The organism is Streptomyces sp. DF42, assembly GCF_058267695.1.
Window position 1 is genome coordinate 4,393,233 of the sequence record NZ_CM177859.1, and the last position, 15,129, is coordinate 4,408,361.

19 protein-coding genes are annotated in these 15,129 nt (G+C 69.9%); 9 read left to right on the forward strand and 10 right to left on the reverse strand.

All coding sequences use genetic code 11. The annotated features are described in order from the left end of the window. The first annotated feature begins 122 nt into the window (after nt 1-122). The gene (locus tag ACYUED_RS19965) at nt 123-485 is read left to right on the forward strand and encodes a DsrE family protein (protein WP_266516933.1); all 363 of its coding nucleotides are present in this window, start codon (nt 123-125) and stop codon (nt 483-485) included. Here the strand turns inward: ACYUED_RS19965 and ACYUED_RS19970 are convergent. The 7 genes from ACYUED_RS19970 to ACYUED_RS20000 all read right to left on the reverse strand — a co-directional run bounded on the left by ACYUED_RS19970 (nt 479) and on the right by ACYUED_RS20000 (nt 5,754). Beyond that, nucleotides 479-739 carry a DUF3099 domain-containing protein gene (locus ACYUED_RS19970; RefSeq protein WP_491293640.1) on the reverse strand — a complete coding sequence of 87 codons (261 nt, stop codon included), beginning with the start codon at nt 737-739 and terminating at the stop codon, nt 479-481. The two genes, ACYUED_RS19965 and ACYUED_RS19970, sit on opposite strands and share 7 nt — an antisense overlap. A 73-nt stretch (nt 740-812) precedes the next feature. Beyond that, nucleotides 813-1,100 carry a DUF1416 domain-containing protein gene (locus tag ACYUED_RS19975; protein WP_031121416.1) on the reverse strand — a complete coding sequence of 96 codons (288 nt, stop codon included), beginning with the start codon at nt 1,098-1,100 and terminating at the stop codon, nt 813-815. 86 nt (nt 1,101-1,186) lie between these two features. Continuing rightward, nucleotides 1,187-2,026 carry a sulfurtransferase gene (locus ACYUED_RS19980; protein ID WP_491293641.1) on the reverse strand — a complete coding sequence of 280 codons (840 nt, stop codon included), beginning with the start codon at nt 2,024-2,026 and terminating at the stop codon, nt 1,187-1,189. A 398-nt stretch (nt 2,027-2,424) separates the two neighbouring features. Then, a complete protein-coding gene (locus ACYUED_RS19985; RefSeq protein ID WP_491293642.1) occupies nt 2,425-3,174 on the reverse strand; it encodes an LmeA family phospholipid-binding protein in 750 nt (249 codons plus the stop codon). 138 nt (nt 3,175-3,312) lie between these two features. Continuing rightward, on the reverse strand, nt 3,313-4,578 hold the full coding sequence (locus tag ACYUED_RS19990) for a hypothetical protein (protein WP_491293643.1): 1,266 nt from the start codon (nt 4,576-4,578) through the stop codon (nt 3,313-3,315). A 2-nt stretch (nt 4,579-4,580) separates the two neighbouring features. After that, complete coding sequence (locus tag ACYUED_RS19995; RefSeq protein ID WP_266516953.1) at nt 4,581-4,835, reverse strand: MoaD/ThiS family protein; 255 nt, start codon at nt 4,833-4,835, stop codon at nt 4,581-4,583. Between the two features lie 55 nt (nt 4,836-4,890). After that, nucleotides 4,891-5,754, reverse strand: a complete 864-nt coding sequence (locus tag ACYUED_RS20000; protein ID WP_491293644.1) for an alpha/beta hydrolase — start codon at nt 5,752-5,754, stop codon at nt 4,891-4,893. Between the two features lie 172 nt (nt 5,755-5,926). Here ACYUED_RS20000 and ACYUED_RS20005 point away from each other — a divergent pair, with 172 nt between their 5' ends. The 6 genes from ACYUED_RS20005 (at nt 5,927) to ACYUED_RS20030 (ending at nt 11,806) form a co-directional block, all read left to right on the forward strand. After that, on the forward strand, nt 5,927-6,706 hold the full coding sequence (locus ACYUED_RS20005) for a winged helix-turn-helix transcriptional regulator (RefSeq protein ID WP_491293645.1): 780 nt from the start codon (nt 5,927-5,929) through the stop codon (nt 6,704-6,706). 95 nt (nt 6,707-6,801) lie between these two features. Beyond that, nucleotides 6,802-7,824: a LacI family DNA-binding transcriptional regulator gene (locus tag ACYUED_RS20010; RefSeq protein ID WP_491293646.1), complete on the forward strand. Its 1,023-nt coding sequence runs from the start codon at nt 6,802-6,804 to the stop codon at nt 7,822-7,824. 152 nt (nt 7,825-7,976) lie between these two features. After that, a complete protein-coding gene (locus ACYUED_RS20015) occupies nt 7,977-9,164 on the forward strand; it encodes a S1C family serine protease (protein ID WP_491293647.1) in 1,188 nt (395 codons plus the stop codon). Nucleotides 9,165-9,205: 41 nt separating this feature from the next. Continuing rightward, nucleotides 9,206-9,463: a hypothetical protein gene (locus ACYUED_RS20020; RefSeq protein WP_491293648.1), complete on the forward strand. Its 258-nt coding sequence runs from the start codon at nt 9,206-9,208 to the stop codon at nt 9,461-9,463. Nucleotides 9,464-9,617: 154 nt separating this feature from the next. Further along, nucleotides 9,618-10,355: a response regulator transcription factor gene (locus ACYUED_RS20025; RefSeq protein WP_491293649.1), complete on the forward strand. Its 738-nt coding sequence runs from the start codon at nt 9,618-9,620 to the stop codon at nt 10,353-10,355. Continuing rightward, nucleotides 10,352-11,806, forward strand: coding sequence for a HAMP domain-containing sensor histidine kinase (locus tag ACYUED_RS20030; protein ID WP_491293650.1), 1,455 nt, complete (start codon nt 10,352-10,354; stop codon nt 11,804-11,806). The genes ACYUED_RS20025 and ACYUED_RS20030 overlap by 4 nt, the downstream gene beginning before the upstream one ends. On the opposite strand, the gene ACYUED_RS20035 is transcribed toward ACYUED_RS20030, so the two are convergent. Further along, nucleotides 11,803-12,024 (reverse strand): DUF397 domain-containing protein, encoded by a 222-nt coding sequence (locus ACYUED_RS20035; protein WP_491293651.1) that lies wholly within the window; start codon nt 12,022-12,024, stop codon nt 11,803-11,805. The genes ACYUED_RS20030 and ACYUED_RS20035 overlap by 4 nt on opposite strands. After that, nucleotides 12,021-12,803, reverse strand: a complete 783-nt coding sequence (locus ACYUED_RS20040) for a helix-turn-helix domain-containing protein (protein ID WP_405673825.1) — start codon at nt 12,801-12,803, stop codon at nt 12,021-12,023. Before ACYUED_RS20040 ends, ACYUED_RS20035 begins: the two co-directional genes overlap by 4 nt. A 225-nt stretch (nt 12,804-13,028) precedes the next feature. On the opposite strand from ACYUED_RS20040, the gene ACYUED_RS20045 reads away from it, so the two are divergent. Together ACYUED_RS20045 and ACYUED_RS20050 are read left to right on the forward strand one after the other, a co-directional pair. Continuing rightward, nucleotides 13,029-13,364, forward strand: a complete 336-nt coding sequence (locus ACYUED_RS20045; RefSeq protein ID WP_491293652.1) for a hypothetical protein — start codon at nt 13,029-13,031, stop codon at nt 13,362-13,364. Further along, nucleotides 13,361-13,672 (forward strand): hypothetical protein, encoded by a 312-nt coding sequence (locus tag ACYUED_RS20050; protein WP_491293653.1) that lies wholly within the window; start codon nt 13,361-13,363, stop codon nt 13,670-13,672. The genes ACYUED_RS20045 and ACYUED_RS20050 overlap by 4 nt, the downstream gene beginning before the upstream one ends. 128 nt (nt 13,673-13,800) lie before the next feature. Here ACYUED_RS20050 and ACYUED_RS20055 read toward each other — a convergent pair whose 3' ends face one another. Continuing rightward, nucleotides 13,801-15,096 (reverse strand): LmeA family phospholipid-binding protein, encoded by a 1,296-nt coding sequence (locus tag ACYUED_RS20055; protein WP_491293654.1) that lies wholly within the window; start codon nt 15,094-15,096, stop codon nt 13,801-13,803. Nucleotides 15,097-15,129 lie beyond the last annotated feature (33 nt).

Below are 15,129 nucleotides of genomic sequence, written 5' to 3' on the forward strand. Positions count from 1 at the left end.
AAGCACGGGGTGCTCCTTGATGAGCGAGGTGGGCGGTACACAGAAGGCCGGGCCCCAGCTTACGCGGCCGGGGCCGGGCTCTCCTTGCGAGGTACGCCCTCGGCGTTGACTACGCTTCGGTCATGGCGAAGAAGCTCGTGATCAAGGTGACGGCGGGGGCCGATGCGCCCGAGCGGTGCTCGCAGGCGTTCACGGTGGCGGCGGTGGCCGTGGCCAGCGGCGTCGACGTCTCCCTGTGGCTGACCGGCGAGTCCGCGTGGTTCGCGCTGCCGGGTCGCGCCGCCGAGTTCGACCTGCCGCACGCGGCTCCGCTGCCCGATCTGCTCGACTCGGTCCTCACGGCGGGCCGGCTCACCCTGTGCACGCAGTGCGCGGCCCGGCGGGACATCACGGAGAAGGACGTCATCGAGGGCGTACGCATCGCGGGCGCGCAGGTCTTCGTCCAGGAGGCGCTGGGCGACGAGACGCAGGCGCTCGTCTACTGACGGCGTTTCTTGCCGTCCAGTTCGTCCCACCACTCGTCGGACTTCGGGTCGCCGGAGGGGTCGTCCCACCAGCGGTCGTCGGGGCCCCGCCGGTTGGCGACCATGGCGGCGACCGGCGGGATGACCATCGCCACGACGCACATGGCGACGGCCGCGGGGACCGACCAGATGCGCACGACTCCCCAGGCCAGGACGAACAGCGTGACGCAGATGCCCATCATGGCGAAATAGACGCGACGGCGGCGTGCCAGCATGGCTCCAGAGTAGGTCCGGACACGCCGAAGGGCCGCACCACACAGGTACGACCCTTCGTTCGTGCTGGTGACCTCAGACCGCGATCGCGACCTCCGCGAGGCCGCCCTTCTGGGCGACGACCGTGCGGTCGGCGGTGGCGCCGGGGACGAGGGCGCGAACGGTCCAGGTGCCCTCGGCGGCGTAGAAGCGGAACTGTCCGGTGGCGGAGGTCGGGACCTCCGCGGTGAACTCGCCGGTCGAGTCCAGCAGGCGGACGTAGCCGACCACGGGCTCGCCGTCCTTCGTCACCTGACCCTGGATCGTGGTCTCACCGGGCTTGATCGTCGAGGCGTCCGGGCCGCCGGCCTTCGCTCCGCACATGTCTTTTCTCCAAGAGAGGTCTGACCGGAGGAAGGCCGGTCGGGATTTGCGGTCTGCTCGCTTGCTGCGTTGACTTACTGCTGGTGCTACTTGTTGGCGCCGAGCTCGATCGGAACGCCGACGAGGCTGCCGTACTCGGTCCAGGAGCCGTCGTAGTTCTTGACGTTCTCGACCTCGAGCAGCTCGTGCAGGACGAACCAGGTCAGGGCCGAGCGCTCACCGATACGGCAGTACGCGATGGTGTCCTTGGCCAGGTCGACGCTCTCCTGGGCGTAGATCTCCTTGAGGTCGTCGTCCGACTTGAAGGTGCCGTCGTCGTTGGCGTTCTTCGACCACGGGATGTTGCGCGCGGACGGGACGTGACCGGGACGCTGCGACTGCTCCTGCGGCAGGTGCGCGGGGGCCAGCAGCTTGCCGGAGAACTCGTCGGGCGAGCGCACGTCGACCAGGTTCTGCGAACCGATGGCCGCCACCACGTCGTCACGGAAGGCGCGGATGGCCTTGTTCTGCGGCTTGGCGGTGTAGGAGGTCGCCGGGCGCACCGGGACGTCCTCGACCAGCTCGCGGGCGTCCAGCTCCCACTTCTTGCGGCCGCCGTCGAGCAGCTTGACGTTCTCGTGGCCGTACAGCTTGAAGTACCAGTAGGCGTAGGACGCGAACCAGTTGTTGTTGCCGCCGTAGAGGACCACCAGCGTGTCGTTGGCGATGCCCTTCTCCGACAGGAGCTTCTCGAAGCCCTCCTGGTCGATGAAGTCGCGGCGGACCGGGTCCTGCAGATCCTTGGTCCAGTCGATGCGGATCGCGTTCTTGATGTGGTTCTTCTCGTAGGCGGACGTGTCTTCGTCCACTTCCACGATCGCGATGTCGGCGTTGTCCAGGTTGTCCTGGACCCAGTCGGCGTCGACCAGGACGTCGCTGCGGCTCATGCGCTTTCTCCTCCGGGGCAGTTGCGGCGGGGCGTGCGGGTGTGAGGGTGTGCGCGCAGGCGGCGGCGCGCAGGGATGCCCTGGACAGGGCGGCGGGGAATGCGGAAGCAGACGCTTCCGCTCAGAAGGTGCGACAGAGCATGGCGGCGACGCGGCACAGGTCTACTGCCCGCCGCTTCGTGAAATCCGCCTGTAGCTTCATGGACTCGATCGTAGGGACGGACAGCGGGGCGTGTCACCGCCGTGTCGCATGATGAGATGCGATCGTCCGGGATGTGAGACCAGAAGGGGGCCCGGGCCGTGTTCGCACGGCTCGCGGGCCTGCGTACGCGCCATCACACCTGTGTGCGGACGAACCGTCTCGCCCTTCGGACGAACGGAGTCCGCCGAGCGGCGTCCTACCCGGCCAGCCTGACGTTCGAACCCTTCACCGTGATGTCCACACCGTCCTTCGCCGCCTGCACGCTGTCCAGCTTCACACCGCCGGGGAGCTGGTCGATGGTCTGCTGGAAGTCGGTGATCGACCGGATGCGGGAGTCGGCGAGCTCGATGACCAGCTTGGGCAGGTTGTCGGCGTGCACCTTCACGGTGTCGCCGTCGACGGCCACCGTGCTGAGCACCGGATACGTCTGCGAGGCGCCGGCCGCCGAGACCTTGACGTCGACCTTGATCTTGCCGTTGCCACCGTCGGAGAGACCGACGACCTGGGCGGTGACCCCCCTGAAGATGTCCGTCGGCTGGGACTTGGCCGCCTTGAGCAGTTCGTCGTAGGCGATGGTCGCGGTGCCTGTCGCGGTGGACGCGGTGGCGGAGCTGTAGTCGCCGGAGAACGTGACGCCCTTCATATCGGCCTTCAGGTCGTCGATACGGATCGTCTTCGGCCCGGCGCTGCTGCCGCCCGTGCCCGTGCCCGTGTTCGCCTCGTAGTCCTTGATGCCGACCTCGACGTCGTCCAGTTCACCGGAGGCGGCCTGGGTGAGGAAGGGGAAGCCCTTGATGGACACGTCGGGGGTGGAGGCGAGGTTCTCGGTGGTCTTCAGCCTGGACGCCGCCTCGTCCTCGGCGAAGTAGACCGCCACCCGGTCGGCGACCACGAACAGGCCGCCCAGGATCACGACGACGATCAGAAGTATTCGCAGCGCGCGCATACGGCGTTTCCCCCACCTGGCCGGACGATGACAACGTTCCCGACGACCGGGTGGCCGCCCAGCGCGAGACTAACCCTGCGGCGGCACGGGCCGGGGAATTGTCGATCATCTGTGACAGGAGCGGGCGACCGCGGACGGCTACTGGCCCAGCGCCCGCCCCAGCACGTACACGACCGGCGCCGCGGCCGTCAGGGGCAGGGCGACACCCGCCGTGAAGTGCACGAACCTCGACGGGTAGTCGTAGCTCGCCACCCGGTGGCCGATGAGGGCGCAGCCCGCCGCGCCCGCGCCCAGCAGCGCGCCCTTCGCCCCGAACCCCGTCATCCCGCCGACGGCGATGCCCGCACCCGCCGCGGCGAGGAGCGAGACGACCACCGACGCGGGCGTGGGCAGCGGGAGCGCGCGGGCCAGGACAGCCACCGCGACCGCCGCGGCGCCGACCGAGACGGCGTGCGCGGAGGCCGCGAGATAGCCGCCAGCGACGATGGACAGCGCGGCCGAGGCGACGCCCGCCATCAGGCCGTACATCCGCTCGTCCGGGTCCGCGTGCGAGCGCAGTTGGAGGACCAGGGAGAGCAGGACCCAGACGCCGAGGGTGCCCAGGATCGCCGCCGGGCCGTTCGACCGGCCCGCCACCATCAGCACGGCGTCCGCGGACAGCGCGCCCAGGAACGCCAGCGCGATGCCCTGCCGGGCCGGCCACATGCCGTTCAGCCGGAACCAGCCCGCCGCGGTGACCGCCTGAAGGACGACGAGCGGGACGAGAAGGGCGTACGAGCCGACAGCGGCCGCGCCGGACAGGAGCAGCCCCAGCAAAGCCGTGAGCCCGGCCGGCTGCATGCCCGGCTCTATGACCGGGGAGCGGCCCTCCAGGCGGGCGCGCTGGGCGTCCGTGATGCGGGCGTTGCCGGCGAGTGTGGCGGGGCCGTAGGCGGCGCCCGGTGATTCCCCGGCGGAAGGGGCCGGTGCGGGGGCTGGTGCGGGGGCCGGGGAGGGTGCAGGCGCGGGGGTCGGTGCCTGCGGTTGCTGCCACTGCGGAGCCTGCGGGTACCCCTGTTGCGGTGCCTGCTGGGGTGCTGCCTGCTGGGGTGTCTGCTGCGGCATGTAGGCCGTCTCCGCGCCCGACACCGGTGCCTGCGGCTGCGGCTCCCAGGTCTGCCCCTGCCACTGCTGGGTGTACTGCTGGGCGGCATACGGGTCGTCGTAACCCTCGTATCCCTGACCCTCGTATCCCTGACCCTGGTATCCCTGACCCTGGTATCCCTGACCCTGGTATCCCTGACCCTGGTATCCCTGAGCCTGGTATCCCTGACCCTCGTATCCCTGAGCCTGATACACCTGCTGCGGCTGTTGCTGGGCGTGCGGCTGCGGCTGCTGGTACGGGTCGTACGGCTGATCGGTCATCGTCACCCTCCTGCGAACGGCGGGAGCACCTCGACCGTGCCGCCGTCGGCCAGCCGTACCGTCTCATGTCCGCGGGTGCCCACGGGGTCACCGTCGATGAGGAACGAGCATCGCTGCAGTACGCGCGACAGTTCACCGGGGTGTCGCTCACGCACGGCGTCGAGCGCCTCGGCGAGGGTGGCCGCGTCGTACGGCTCCTCGGCGACGCCGGCTGCGGCCTTCGCGGCGGCCCAGTAGCGCACCGTGACCTTTGGCATCCGGTTCCTCAATCAATGGTCGATGAGCAGTCGATCGGCGGTGTACACCGTCAGGCTAGCCCGCCTGTGAGACGGCCCAGTCCCCGATGCGCGCCAGCAGCCCGTCGGTGACCGCGTGTTCGGCGTGGCCCATGCCGCCCTCCACCCAGAGATCGCCGTGGTCACCGGCGGCCGCGGCCAGCATGCGGGGGTGGTCGAGCGGGAAGTAGCCGTCTCGGTCGCCGTGCACGATCAGGAGCGGAGTGGGCGCGATCCTCGCCGCCGCCTCCGCCGGGGAGAGCGGGACCGGGTCCCACTCCCGGTGGTGGATCCTCGTACCGAACCCGTAGCGGCCCACCAGCCGGCCCTCGGGGCGGGTTACCAGCCAGTGCAGCTTCCGCATAGGGGCGGTGCCCCGGTAGTACCAGCGGGCCGGTGCACTCACCGAGACCACCGCGTCGGTGGACGCTTCCGTGCGCCCCTCGCGCCCCGGCCGGTACAAAGCCGCGTGCCGCAGCACCACCGAGCCGCCCATGGAGAAGCCGACGGTCGCCACGCGCGCGTGGCCGAGCTCCCGCGCCCAGGTCACCGCGGCCGCCAGATCGAGCACCTCCCGGTCGCCCACCGTGGACCGTCCGCCGGACGCCCCGTGGCCCCTAAAGGAGAAGGAGACCACCGCCCCGTACTGCGCGAACGCCTCCACCACCCGGCGCACGTGCGGCTTGTCCGCGTCGCCCGTGAAGCCGTGGGCCATGACGAACACCAGATCAACGGAGGATGGCGCCGCGGCGTCGTATACGGCGGCCGGCGGGTCGTATACGGAATCGATCGACACCCCGTCGTCAGTGTGCAGAAACGTCCGCAAAGGGGTGCGATTGAACGTCTCGGAGTTCGGACGAACGATGGAACGCGCCACATGACCTGCCGGAGTGATGCTCATGTGGGCTATTCTGCTGGGCAGAGGACTCGGGCAGCGACGCCCCCGGGTCCTTTTGTGCTTTCGGAAGCGTTGTATACGACGCGGGAAACCGCAGGTGTACGGGGCGCCCGGGATCGCAGAGCGGTACCGCACCACCAAACGTCCTCGCAGGGACCGAGGAGGAACCAGACGTATGAGTTCTCTGCTGCTCCTGACCAATGCCCTTCAGCCGTCGACGGAGGTGCTCCCCGCCCTCGGCCTGCTCCTGCACAACGTGCGAGTGGCCCCGGCGGAGGGCCCCGCCCTGGTCGACACCCCGGGCGCCGACGTCATCCTCGTCGACGGCCGCCGTGATCTGCCCCAGGTCCGCAGCCTGTGCCAGCTGCTGCGCTCCACGGGCCCCGGCTGTCCGCTCGTCCTGGTCGTCACCGAGGGCGGCCTCGCGGCCGTCACCGCCGACTGGGGCATCGACGACGTGCTGCTCGACACCGCCGGTCCGGCGGAGGTCGAGGCGCGGCTGCGGCTGGCCATGGGCCGGCAGCAGATCGTCAACGACGACTCCCCCATGGAGATCCGCAACGGCGACCTGTCGGTCGACGAGGCCACGTACTCCGCCAAACTCAAGGGCCGGGTCCTCGACCTCACCTTCAAGGAGTTCGAGCTCCTCAAGTACCTCGCACAGCACCCGGGCCGCGTCTTCACCCGCGCCCAGCTGCTGCAGGAGGTCTGGGGCTACGACTACTTCGGCGGCACCCGCACGGTCGACGTCCACGTACGACGGCTGCGCGCCAAGCTCGGACCCGAGCACGAGTCGCTGATCGGCACCGTCCGGAACGTCGGTTATCGATTCGTTACTCCGGAGAAGGTCGACCGGGCCGCCGAGGAGGCCAAGGCCAAGGCAGACCGGGCAAAGCAGGACGATGCGGACGGAGCGAGCGCCCTGGACGAGGTCGAGGTGCGGGCGGAGGCATAAGGAGTGCCGCTGGGGGCATCGCTTCCACACAGGCTCTCCGGGCCCAGCTCCTTCTCGCCCTGCCCAGAGCCGGTTTATCCGCGTAGAATCCGCGCGTGGCCAAGGTGACTCGGGATGATGTGGCGCGGCTGGCGGGGACTTCGACCGCCGTCGTCAGTTACGTCATCAACAACGGACCCCGGCCGGTCGCCCCGGCCACGCGCGAGCGTGTCCTCGCCGCCATCAAGGAACTGGGGTACCGGCCGGACCGGGTCGCCCAGGCGATGGCGTCCCGGCGCACCGACCTCATAGGCCTGATCGTGCCGGACGCGCGCCAGCCCTTCTTCGGGGAGATGGCGCACGCGGTCGAACAGGCCGCCTCCGAGCGCGGAAAGATGGTGCTGGTCGGGAACTCCGACTACGTGGGCGAGCGCGAGGTCCACTATCTGCGGGCGTTCCTCGGCATGCGGGTGTCCGGGCTCATCCTGGTCAGCCACGCGCTCAACGACAACGCGGCCGCCGAGATCGAGGCCTGGGACGCGCGGGTGGTCCTGCTGCACGAGCGGCCCGAGGCCATAGACGACGTCGCCGTCGTCATCGACGACCTGGACGGCGCCCGGCAGGCCGTCGGCCATCTGATCGACCACGGCTACGAGTACGTCGCCTGTATGGGCGGCACCGCCGAGACCCCGGTCGTCGGCGACCCCGTCTCCGACCACGTCCAGGGTTGGCGGCGTGCGATGGAGGAGGCCGGGATCCCGACCGAGGACCGGCTCTTCGAGGCCCCGTACAACCGCTACGACGCGTACAAGGTGGCCCTGGAGATCCTCTCCGGGCCCCGGCGCCCGCCCGCGATCTTCTGCTCCACCGACGACCAGGCGATCGGCGTGCTGCGTGCCGCGCGCGAGCTGCGGCTCGACGTGCCGGGCGAGCTGGCGGTCGCCGGCTTCGACGACATCAAGGAGGCGGCGCTGGCCGACCCGCCCCTGACCACGGTCGCCTCGGACCGCTCCGCGATGGCCAGGGCCGCCGTGGACCTGGTGCTCGACGAGGGGCTGCGGGTGGCGGGGTCCCGGCGGGAGCGGCTCAAGCAGTTTCCCTCGCGGCTGGTCACGCGCAGGTCGTGCGGCTGCCCGTGACGGTGCCTGCATATGGGTGCCTGCACATGAAGGTTGCCTGAACGGCCTCGCCCAGCTGCGAGAAGGCTCTTTATATCGGGCAAACAAGGTTCTGCCGGGCTTCTCAGCGGGCACTCAGCCAACTCTCATGGTCGAGCGGGAAGCTCATTGTCATGACCGAGAGCATCCGCCGCAGCGGCGAGTACGAGAACCCCTACCAGGGCGAGCAACAGCACCCGTACCCCCAGCAGCAGCACGCCTCCTCCCCCGTGAACCCCGAGTGGCCGCCGCCGCCGGCGCAGCCGCCGGTGCGGCCCGCGCCGCAGGTGCAGCCGGTCGCGGCCGAGGGTTCCGGCTACGGCGGCTACGGCGGGCACGACGGCTACGGCTACGGCGGTGACGGCAACGGCGGCGGCGGTACGGCCTTCCTCAACGCCGCTCCCGTCCCTCCCGCGGCTGCTCCGGCGCCGAAGAAGCGCACCCGGGGCCCCCTCCCCCTGCTGGCCGCCGTGGCGATCGTCGCCGCGGCCATCGGCGGCGGCACCGCGTACGCCTTCCAGGAGCTGACCGGCAACGACACCGTCGCCACCAGCAGCACCAGCACCCATGTGGTGCCCTCCGGCAAGAAGGGTGACGTCGCCACCATCGCCGCGGCCGTCAGCCCGAGCGTGGTCGAGGTCAGCGCCACGCTGAGCAACGGTTCGTCGACCGGCTCCGGCGTGATCATCACCAGCGGCGGCGAGATCGTCACCAACAACCACGTCGTCTCCGGCGCCACGTCGATCAAGGTGACGACCAGCGCCGGCACGACCTACACCGCCAAGGTCGTCGGCACCGACAGCAAGAAGGACCTCGCCCTGATCAAGCTGGAGAACGCCTCCGGCCTCAAGGCGGCCACCCTCGGCAACTCCTCCGGCGTCCAGGTCGGCGACACCGTCGTGGCGATCGGCTCCCCCGAGGGCCTGAGCGGCACCGTCACCAGCGGCATCGTCTCCGCCCTCAACCGGGACGTGACCGTCCCGACCGACGAGGGCCAGTCCCAGGACCAGGGCCAGGGCGGCGGCGACGGCCGGTGGCCGTTCTCCTTCGGCGGCCAGCAGTTCAACGGCGACACGGGTTCGTCGACGACGACGTACAAGGCGATCCAGACCGACGCGTCCCTCAACCCGGGCAACTCCGGCGGCGCTCTGATCGACGCCGCGGGCAACATCATCGGCATCAACTCCGCGATGTACTCGGCGAGTTCACAGTCGTCCTCGGGCTCGTCGGACGCCGGCAGCGTCGGCCTCGGCTTCGCCATCCCGATCAACACCGTCAAGTCCGACCTGGCCACGCTGCGGGCCGGCGGCAGCGACAACTGAACCCGGCCGGCTGTCATCACCTCACCAGCAGGGAGTGCGTCATGGAGAACGTCATGGAGTACGTCATGGAGAACGCCATGATCAAGCAGGCTTCCCACACGGTCGCCGGCATCGATCCTGCCGGGCTCGCCCTGGCCCTGGACGTGGCGTACGCACTGCACGCGCCGGTGACACCGGTGACGCGCGCGCCGGAGCTGGTGGCGACCGCCCCCGCCCAGATGATGGGCCTGCGCACCACCGCGGCCCGTCCGCACCGCCGCAAGGTGCCGCTGAACCGGATCGCGGCGATGCACGGCTGACCGCGCCCGGCCGCCCTTCTCTCCGTACGCGCCCGCAGGGAAACATGCGAGGCTGAAGGCATTCAGCACGTTCCAGCACGTTCCGGCATCTTCAAGCAGGTTCACGTACCTTCAGTCCCTTGCCGCCCCACCGCACCCGAGGAATCCGAAGCCCATGAGCCCCGCCGATGGCGACCGTGACCCGCAGCGCATCCTGATCGTCGACGATGAGCCGGCCGTGCGCGAAGCACTCCAGCGCAGCCTCGCCTTCGAGGGATACGACACCGAGGTCGCCGTGGACGGCGCGGACGCCCTGGAGAAGACGACCGCGTACCAGCCAGACCTGGTCGTCCTCGACATCCAGATGCCACGCATGGACGGCCTGACCGCCGCGCGCCGTATGCGGGGGGCCGGGACGACGACGCCGATCCTGATGCTGACGGCACGGGACACGGTCGGCGACCGGGTGACGGGGCTGGACGCGGGGGCCGACGACTACCTCGTCAAGCCCTTCGAGCTGGACGAACTGTTCGCCCGCGTCCGTGCGCTGCTGCGGCGCAGCTCGTATGCGGCGGCAGCGGCCGCCGGGGCGATCCACGAGGACGAGGCGCTGAGCTTCGGCGACCTGCGGATGGATCTGGCGACACGGGAGGTGACGCGGGGTGGGCGGCTGGTGGAGCTGACCCGCACGGAGTTCACGCTCCTGGAGATGTTCATGGCCCACCCGCGCCAGGTCCTCACGCGTGAGCAGATCCTGAAGGCGGTCTGGGGCTTCGACTTCGAGCCGAGCTCCAACTCCCTGGACGTGTACGTCATGTACCTGCGCCGCAAGACGGAGGCGGGGGGCGAGCCTCGGCTCGTGCACACGGTACGGGGCGTGGGGTACGTCCTGCGGCAGGGCGGCGCGGAGTGAAGAAGGTTCTACGCCGCTTCCAGACACTGCCGATTCGCTCGCGGCTGGCGATGCTCGTCGCCGCGGCTGTGGCGTTCGGGGTGGCGGCGGTTTCGGTGACCTGTTGGTTCATCGTGCAGGGGAAGTTGTACGACGAGGTCGACGACCGGCTCTCAAGCATCAACGGCAGGATCCTCAACCCCGCCGACGTGCCCGCCGTCCTCGCCGGCTGCACCGAGTCGACCGATGATTCGGGCGGTAACCAACGCCCCTCCTTCGTCTACCTGCAACTGGTGACGTCGGACGGCAGGGCGTGCGTGCTCAACGAGTCCGAGGGCGTCGTGAAGGTCACGGCGGCGGACAAGGCGGCGGCCGCGAACCCCACCACCCGCATGCGCACCTTCCACAACAGCACGGACGCCAAGGGGAACGACGTCCGAGTGGTGACCATCGCCATTCCGGTGGGCCCCGGGCCCAATCCCGAGGCCTACCCGGACGTGGCGATCATGGCTGCGATCTCCCTCAAGGACACCCAGAACACCCTCAACGACCTCGCCCTCATCCTCCTCCTCGTCTCCGGCGTCGGAGTCCTCGGCGCCGGAGCCGCCGGGCTCGCCGTCGCCCGCGCCGGCCTGCGCCCCGTCGACAAGCTCACCGAGGCCGTCGAACACGTCGCCCGTACCGAGGACTTGAGCATCCGCATCCCGGTGGAGGACGACGCCGAGGACGAGATCGCCCGCCTGTCCCGCTCCTTCAACTCGATGACCTCCTCCCTCGCCAGCTCCCACGATCTGCAGCAGCAGCTCATCGCCGACGCCGGCCACGAACTCCGTACCCCCCTCACCTCTCTCCGTACCAACATCGAGCTCCTCACCCGCAGCGAGGAGACCGGCCGCCCGATCCCCCCGGCCGACCGCAAGGCACTCCTCGCGTCGGTGAAGGCGCAGATGACCGAACTGGCCGCCCTGATCGGCGACTTGCAGGAGCTGTCGCGGTCGGAGGGGCAGCGGGGCGAGCGGGTGCAGGTCGTCTCGCTGGAGGACACCGTCGAGGCCGCGCTGCGCCGCGCACGGCTCCGCGGACCGGAGCTCACGATCAATGCCGACCTCCAGCCCTGGTACGTACGGGCGGAGCCGTCCGCGTTGGAGCGGGCGATCGTCAACATCCTCGACAACGCGGTGAAGTTCAGCCCGGAGGGCGGCACGATCGAGGTCGAGCTCGGCAGCGGCATCCTGACCGTGAGGGACCACGGCCCCGGCATCCCCGCCGACGAACTCCCCTACGTCTTCGACCGCTTCTGGCGCTCGCCGAGTGCGCGCGCCCTGCCGGGATCGGGGCTCGGTCTGTCGATCGTGGCCCGCACGGTGGAGCAGGCGGGCGGTGAGATCACGCTGGAGCGGGCGGAGGGCGGCGGCACGGCCGCGACGGTACGGCTGCCCGGGGCGCCCACGGCTCCGCCGGAGATGCCTTAGCCGATCCGGCTCCCCGCCCCCTCGCCCTTGACCCCGTCCACGAACACGGACCAGGACGCGGCCGAGAAGAGCAGCGCCTTGGACGCCGGAACCTTGCTGTCGCGGACGGGGACCAAGCCGGGGTGGCCGTCGGCGACCTCGACGCAGTCATTGGCTCCCCCCTCGCTGTAACTCGACTTACGCCACACGGCGATGCTGAGATCGGGGGTACGCGTCATGATCCGTGCTCCTCCAGTACGTCTCTGATGAACGCAAGCGAGTCCGACGGGGACAACGCCAGGTCGCGGAGCCGATCGTAGGACAGTCGTTGCCGCAGGACTTCGTCCGGATCTTCGATCAGCCGACTGCAACCGTTGCCTTCCTTGTAGGCAACGGCACTTCCGTCCCGCTGCCAGAGCAGCGTCAGCGACCCGTTCATATGGTGGTGCGCTCCCGCCGAGAACGGCAGTACTTGGAGCATCAGGTTGGGCCACTGTGCAGCGGCCTCAAGGTGAAACAGCTGGTCACGCCAGGTTTTCCCCCGGGCTGCAGGACGTCGGAGTGCGAACTCGTCCATGACGATCCGGGCTTCTGGCTCAGGCTTCTGCCTCAGGAGGTACTGCCGCCCGAGCCGTGCCGCCACCTGCTCCTCAACGGCCTCGTCACCGTCAGCCGTTGTCTGAGCCCCAGACAACACCCCCCGAGCGAACTCCTCGGTCTGGAGAAGCCCTGGAATTCCTGGTGCGAATACCCACATGATCCGCGCCGTCGCCTCCAGCGCCATGTACTCCTTGTACTGGTCCTTGAACGCGTCCAGCCGCGCCGCCTTCCAGTGGCTTAACAGCAGGTCACCGGTGCCGTAGTAGCCGTCCAGGTCCTCCATGACCGTGACCTTGGACAGCCGCTCCCCCGACTCCAGCCGACTCAGATAGCTCTTCTCGTACCCGGTCTCGTCGGCCAACTGCCCCAGCGACTTCCCGGTCTTCTCCCGCAGGACCTTCAGCGTCTGCCCCAGCATCGCCCGTCCGGAAACCGGCTCCGCGTCAACCTTTCCGCCCACGTCACCCCTCACCGTTGCCTGCGCGCCAGACAACACCGAACCTCTTCCGCAGCGTACGCCGCACCTGTGACGATCGAGACACGAACGGTAATCACCGCTCGTCAGACCGCTGCCATGCCAAAACCCCCGCGACCGATGCTGCTCGGCCCGGGGGCGTGGCCGACGCTTCGAAGGAGTGCCGACATGAGGGAACGTATCGCGGGATTCTGCGAGTCGCTACTGCTCGCAATCGTGCACGCACTGCTACCCGCCCACGGCCGGCACCGATCCGGGCCATCCCAACCACTCGGCGGGGAGCGGCCGTTCGCTCCAGCCGCGGCCACCCCTGCACGACTCGACCACCCCGCCGACGTAGGCCCCTTCGAGCAGGACACCCACCTCGTACGCCCCTACCTCCTCACCCACGACGAGCGCCGCGAACGCCGCCTCCGGCGCAGGCGCCGTCAGGCCCTCTGGCTCGCCGTGCACGGCATCGACGTAGGCCCTCGGCGCATTCACGGAGTGGCGGTGTCCGCATGAGCGCGGCCGAGGAGATCCCCACGCTTGAGCAGTTGCGGCTGCTTCCCTGGACCACCCCCGAAGGCAAACCCTGTTACCTCAGCACCGACGGGGACGACAGCAGGCTGTCCCTGCTGGCCGACGACGTGGAAGCAGCTCAACTGGACTCCGGGGAACAGGTCCTCACGGGATCCAGGGCCGTGCTCTCCGATCCGACGGCGGGTGAACGAGCGGTGCGCTTCGCACTCACCAGGGCGGCCGAGTCCCTGGAGGACGTCCTTCGGATCGCGGCCAGTCGAGGCCGGCGGGTCCACCGCTACGGCGGGTGACGTCACGGTGATGGCGGGGCGGGATCACCACCTGTGTGGTGCTCCCGCCCCGCCATCGACTTCCGATGTCCGGCGTCAGTGGAAGCACAGCAGCCGTGAAGGCGGCCCGGCACGGGTTTCGTCCGGCGTCAGCGGGACTTGCCGACCGCCAGACCCCAGCCCTGGATCCGCACCCTGATCCCGTCCTTCTCCACCCGTACGTCCCGAAGCCGCAGTTCACCGCGGTGCGGCGAGGGCAGGCTGAAGCCCAGGGACAGCCGGTCGGCGAGGACGGGGCGGGTGAGCCGGGGCAGGGCGTCCAGCAGGGCCGGGTCGAAGCCGAGGCGCTTGAGCAGGGCGGGGTGCTCCAGGGCCAGATCGATCAGGTTGAGCCGCATCGCCCGGTGGAGGAAGCGCGGTGTGCCGGTCACCCGCGCCAGTTCGGCGTCGGAGCGCAGAGCCTCGCGCACCGCGGAGTCGGGCACGCCGAGCCGCCGCACCACCGACGGAACCGAGAACAGCGCCTTCGCCTTGTTCGTCTCGTGCGCCAGGCGCGCGGCGGAGCTGCGGGTCAGGTGCAGGCCCTCGGAGGCTCCGGTGCCGGGCCGGTAGGTCGCCAGGTCTCCGATGTCCAGCCGCATTCCGCCGATCCGCGTGGCGATGGATCGGTCGCCGTCCCGGCTGATACGGGCGTCCGCCCGCAGGCGGAGGTCATGTCCGGCCACCGGAAGCGTGCCGCGGGCGAGCACCCGGTCGCGGCCGTGTCCGGTGAACGTGACCTGGGAGGCGCCGAGTTCGCGGTTCAGGTCGTCGAAGGAGAGCAGTACGTCGCCGTCGAGGCGGGGAACTGCCGCGCCCCGTACGGAGGTCGGACCGTCGGGGGCGTCGAGGCGTACGTCGTGCGCGGTCGCCGTCACCTTGGCCAGGGAGACCCGGTCGGCCGCGACGTCCGGCACGGTCACCTTCACCGACTTCAGTCGGCCGTCGGCGAGTTGAGTGAGGAAGGGGAAGCCGCTGATCTCCACTTCGGGCGCCGCGCTCAGCCGCATCCGGTCCTTGAGGGAGTCCGCCACGCGGCGCTCGGCGTACAGCAGCGCCCAGCGGTCGGCGAGGCTGAGGAAGGCGGCGAGGACGACGATTCCCGCCACGGCCTTCAGCGCGAGCGGCAGGCCGGCGAAACGGCCGCGCCTCCGGCGGCGGCCGCTTCGGCGGTGGTTGGGAGGAGCCCAGGCAGCATCATCGGCCTGGGCCTCTTCCGGTACGACCGGCGCCTGTACGTCCGTTGCCGGTGGTCCCCAGGCCTGTACGTCCGGGGCCCGTGCGGCCGCGCCCTCGTCGGCGTCCTCGTGGAGGAACTCCTCCAGCGGGCCGTCGTCCAGGGCGCCCAGTTCTTCGTAGGGGTTTGGATGGCGATGCGTCGATAGGTCGTGGTGGGGGGCACGCATCGATCCATCCGACCATGCGAACGCCCCCCACCC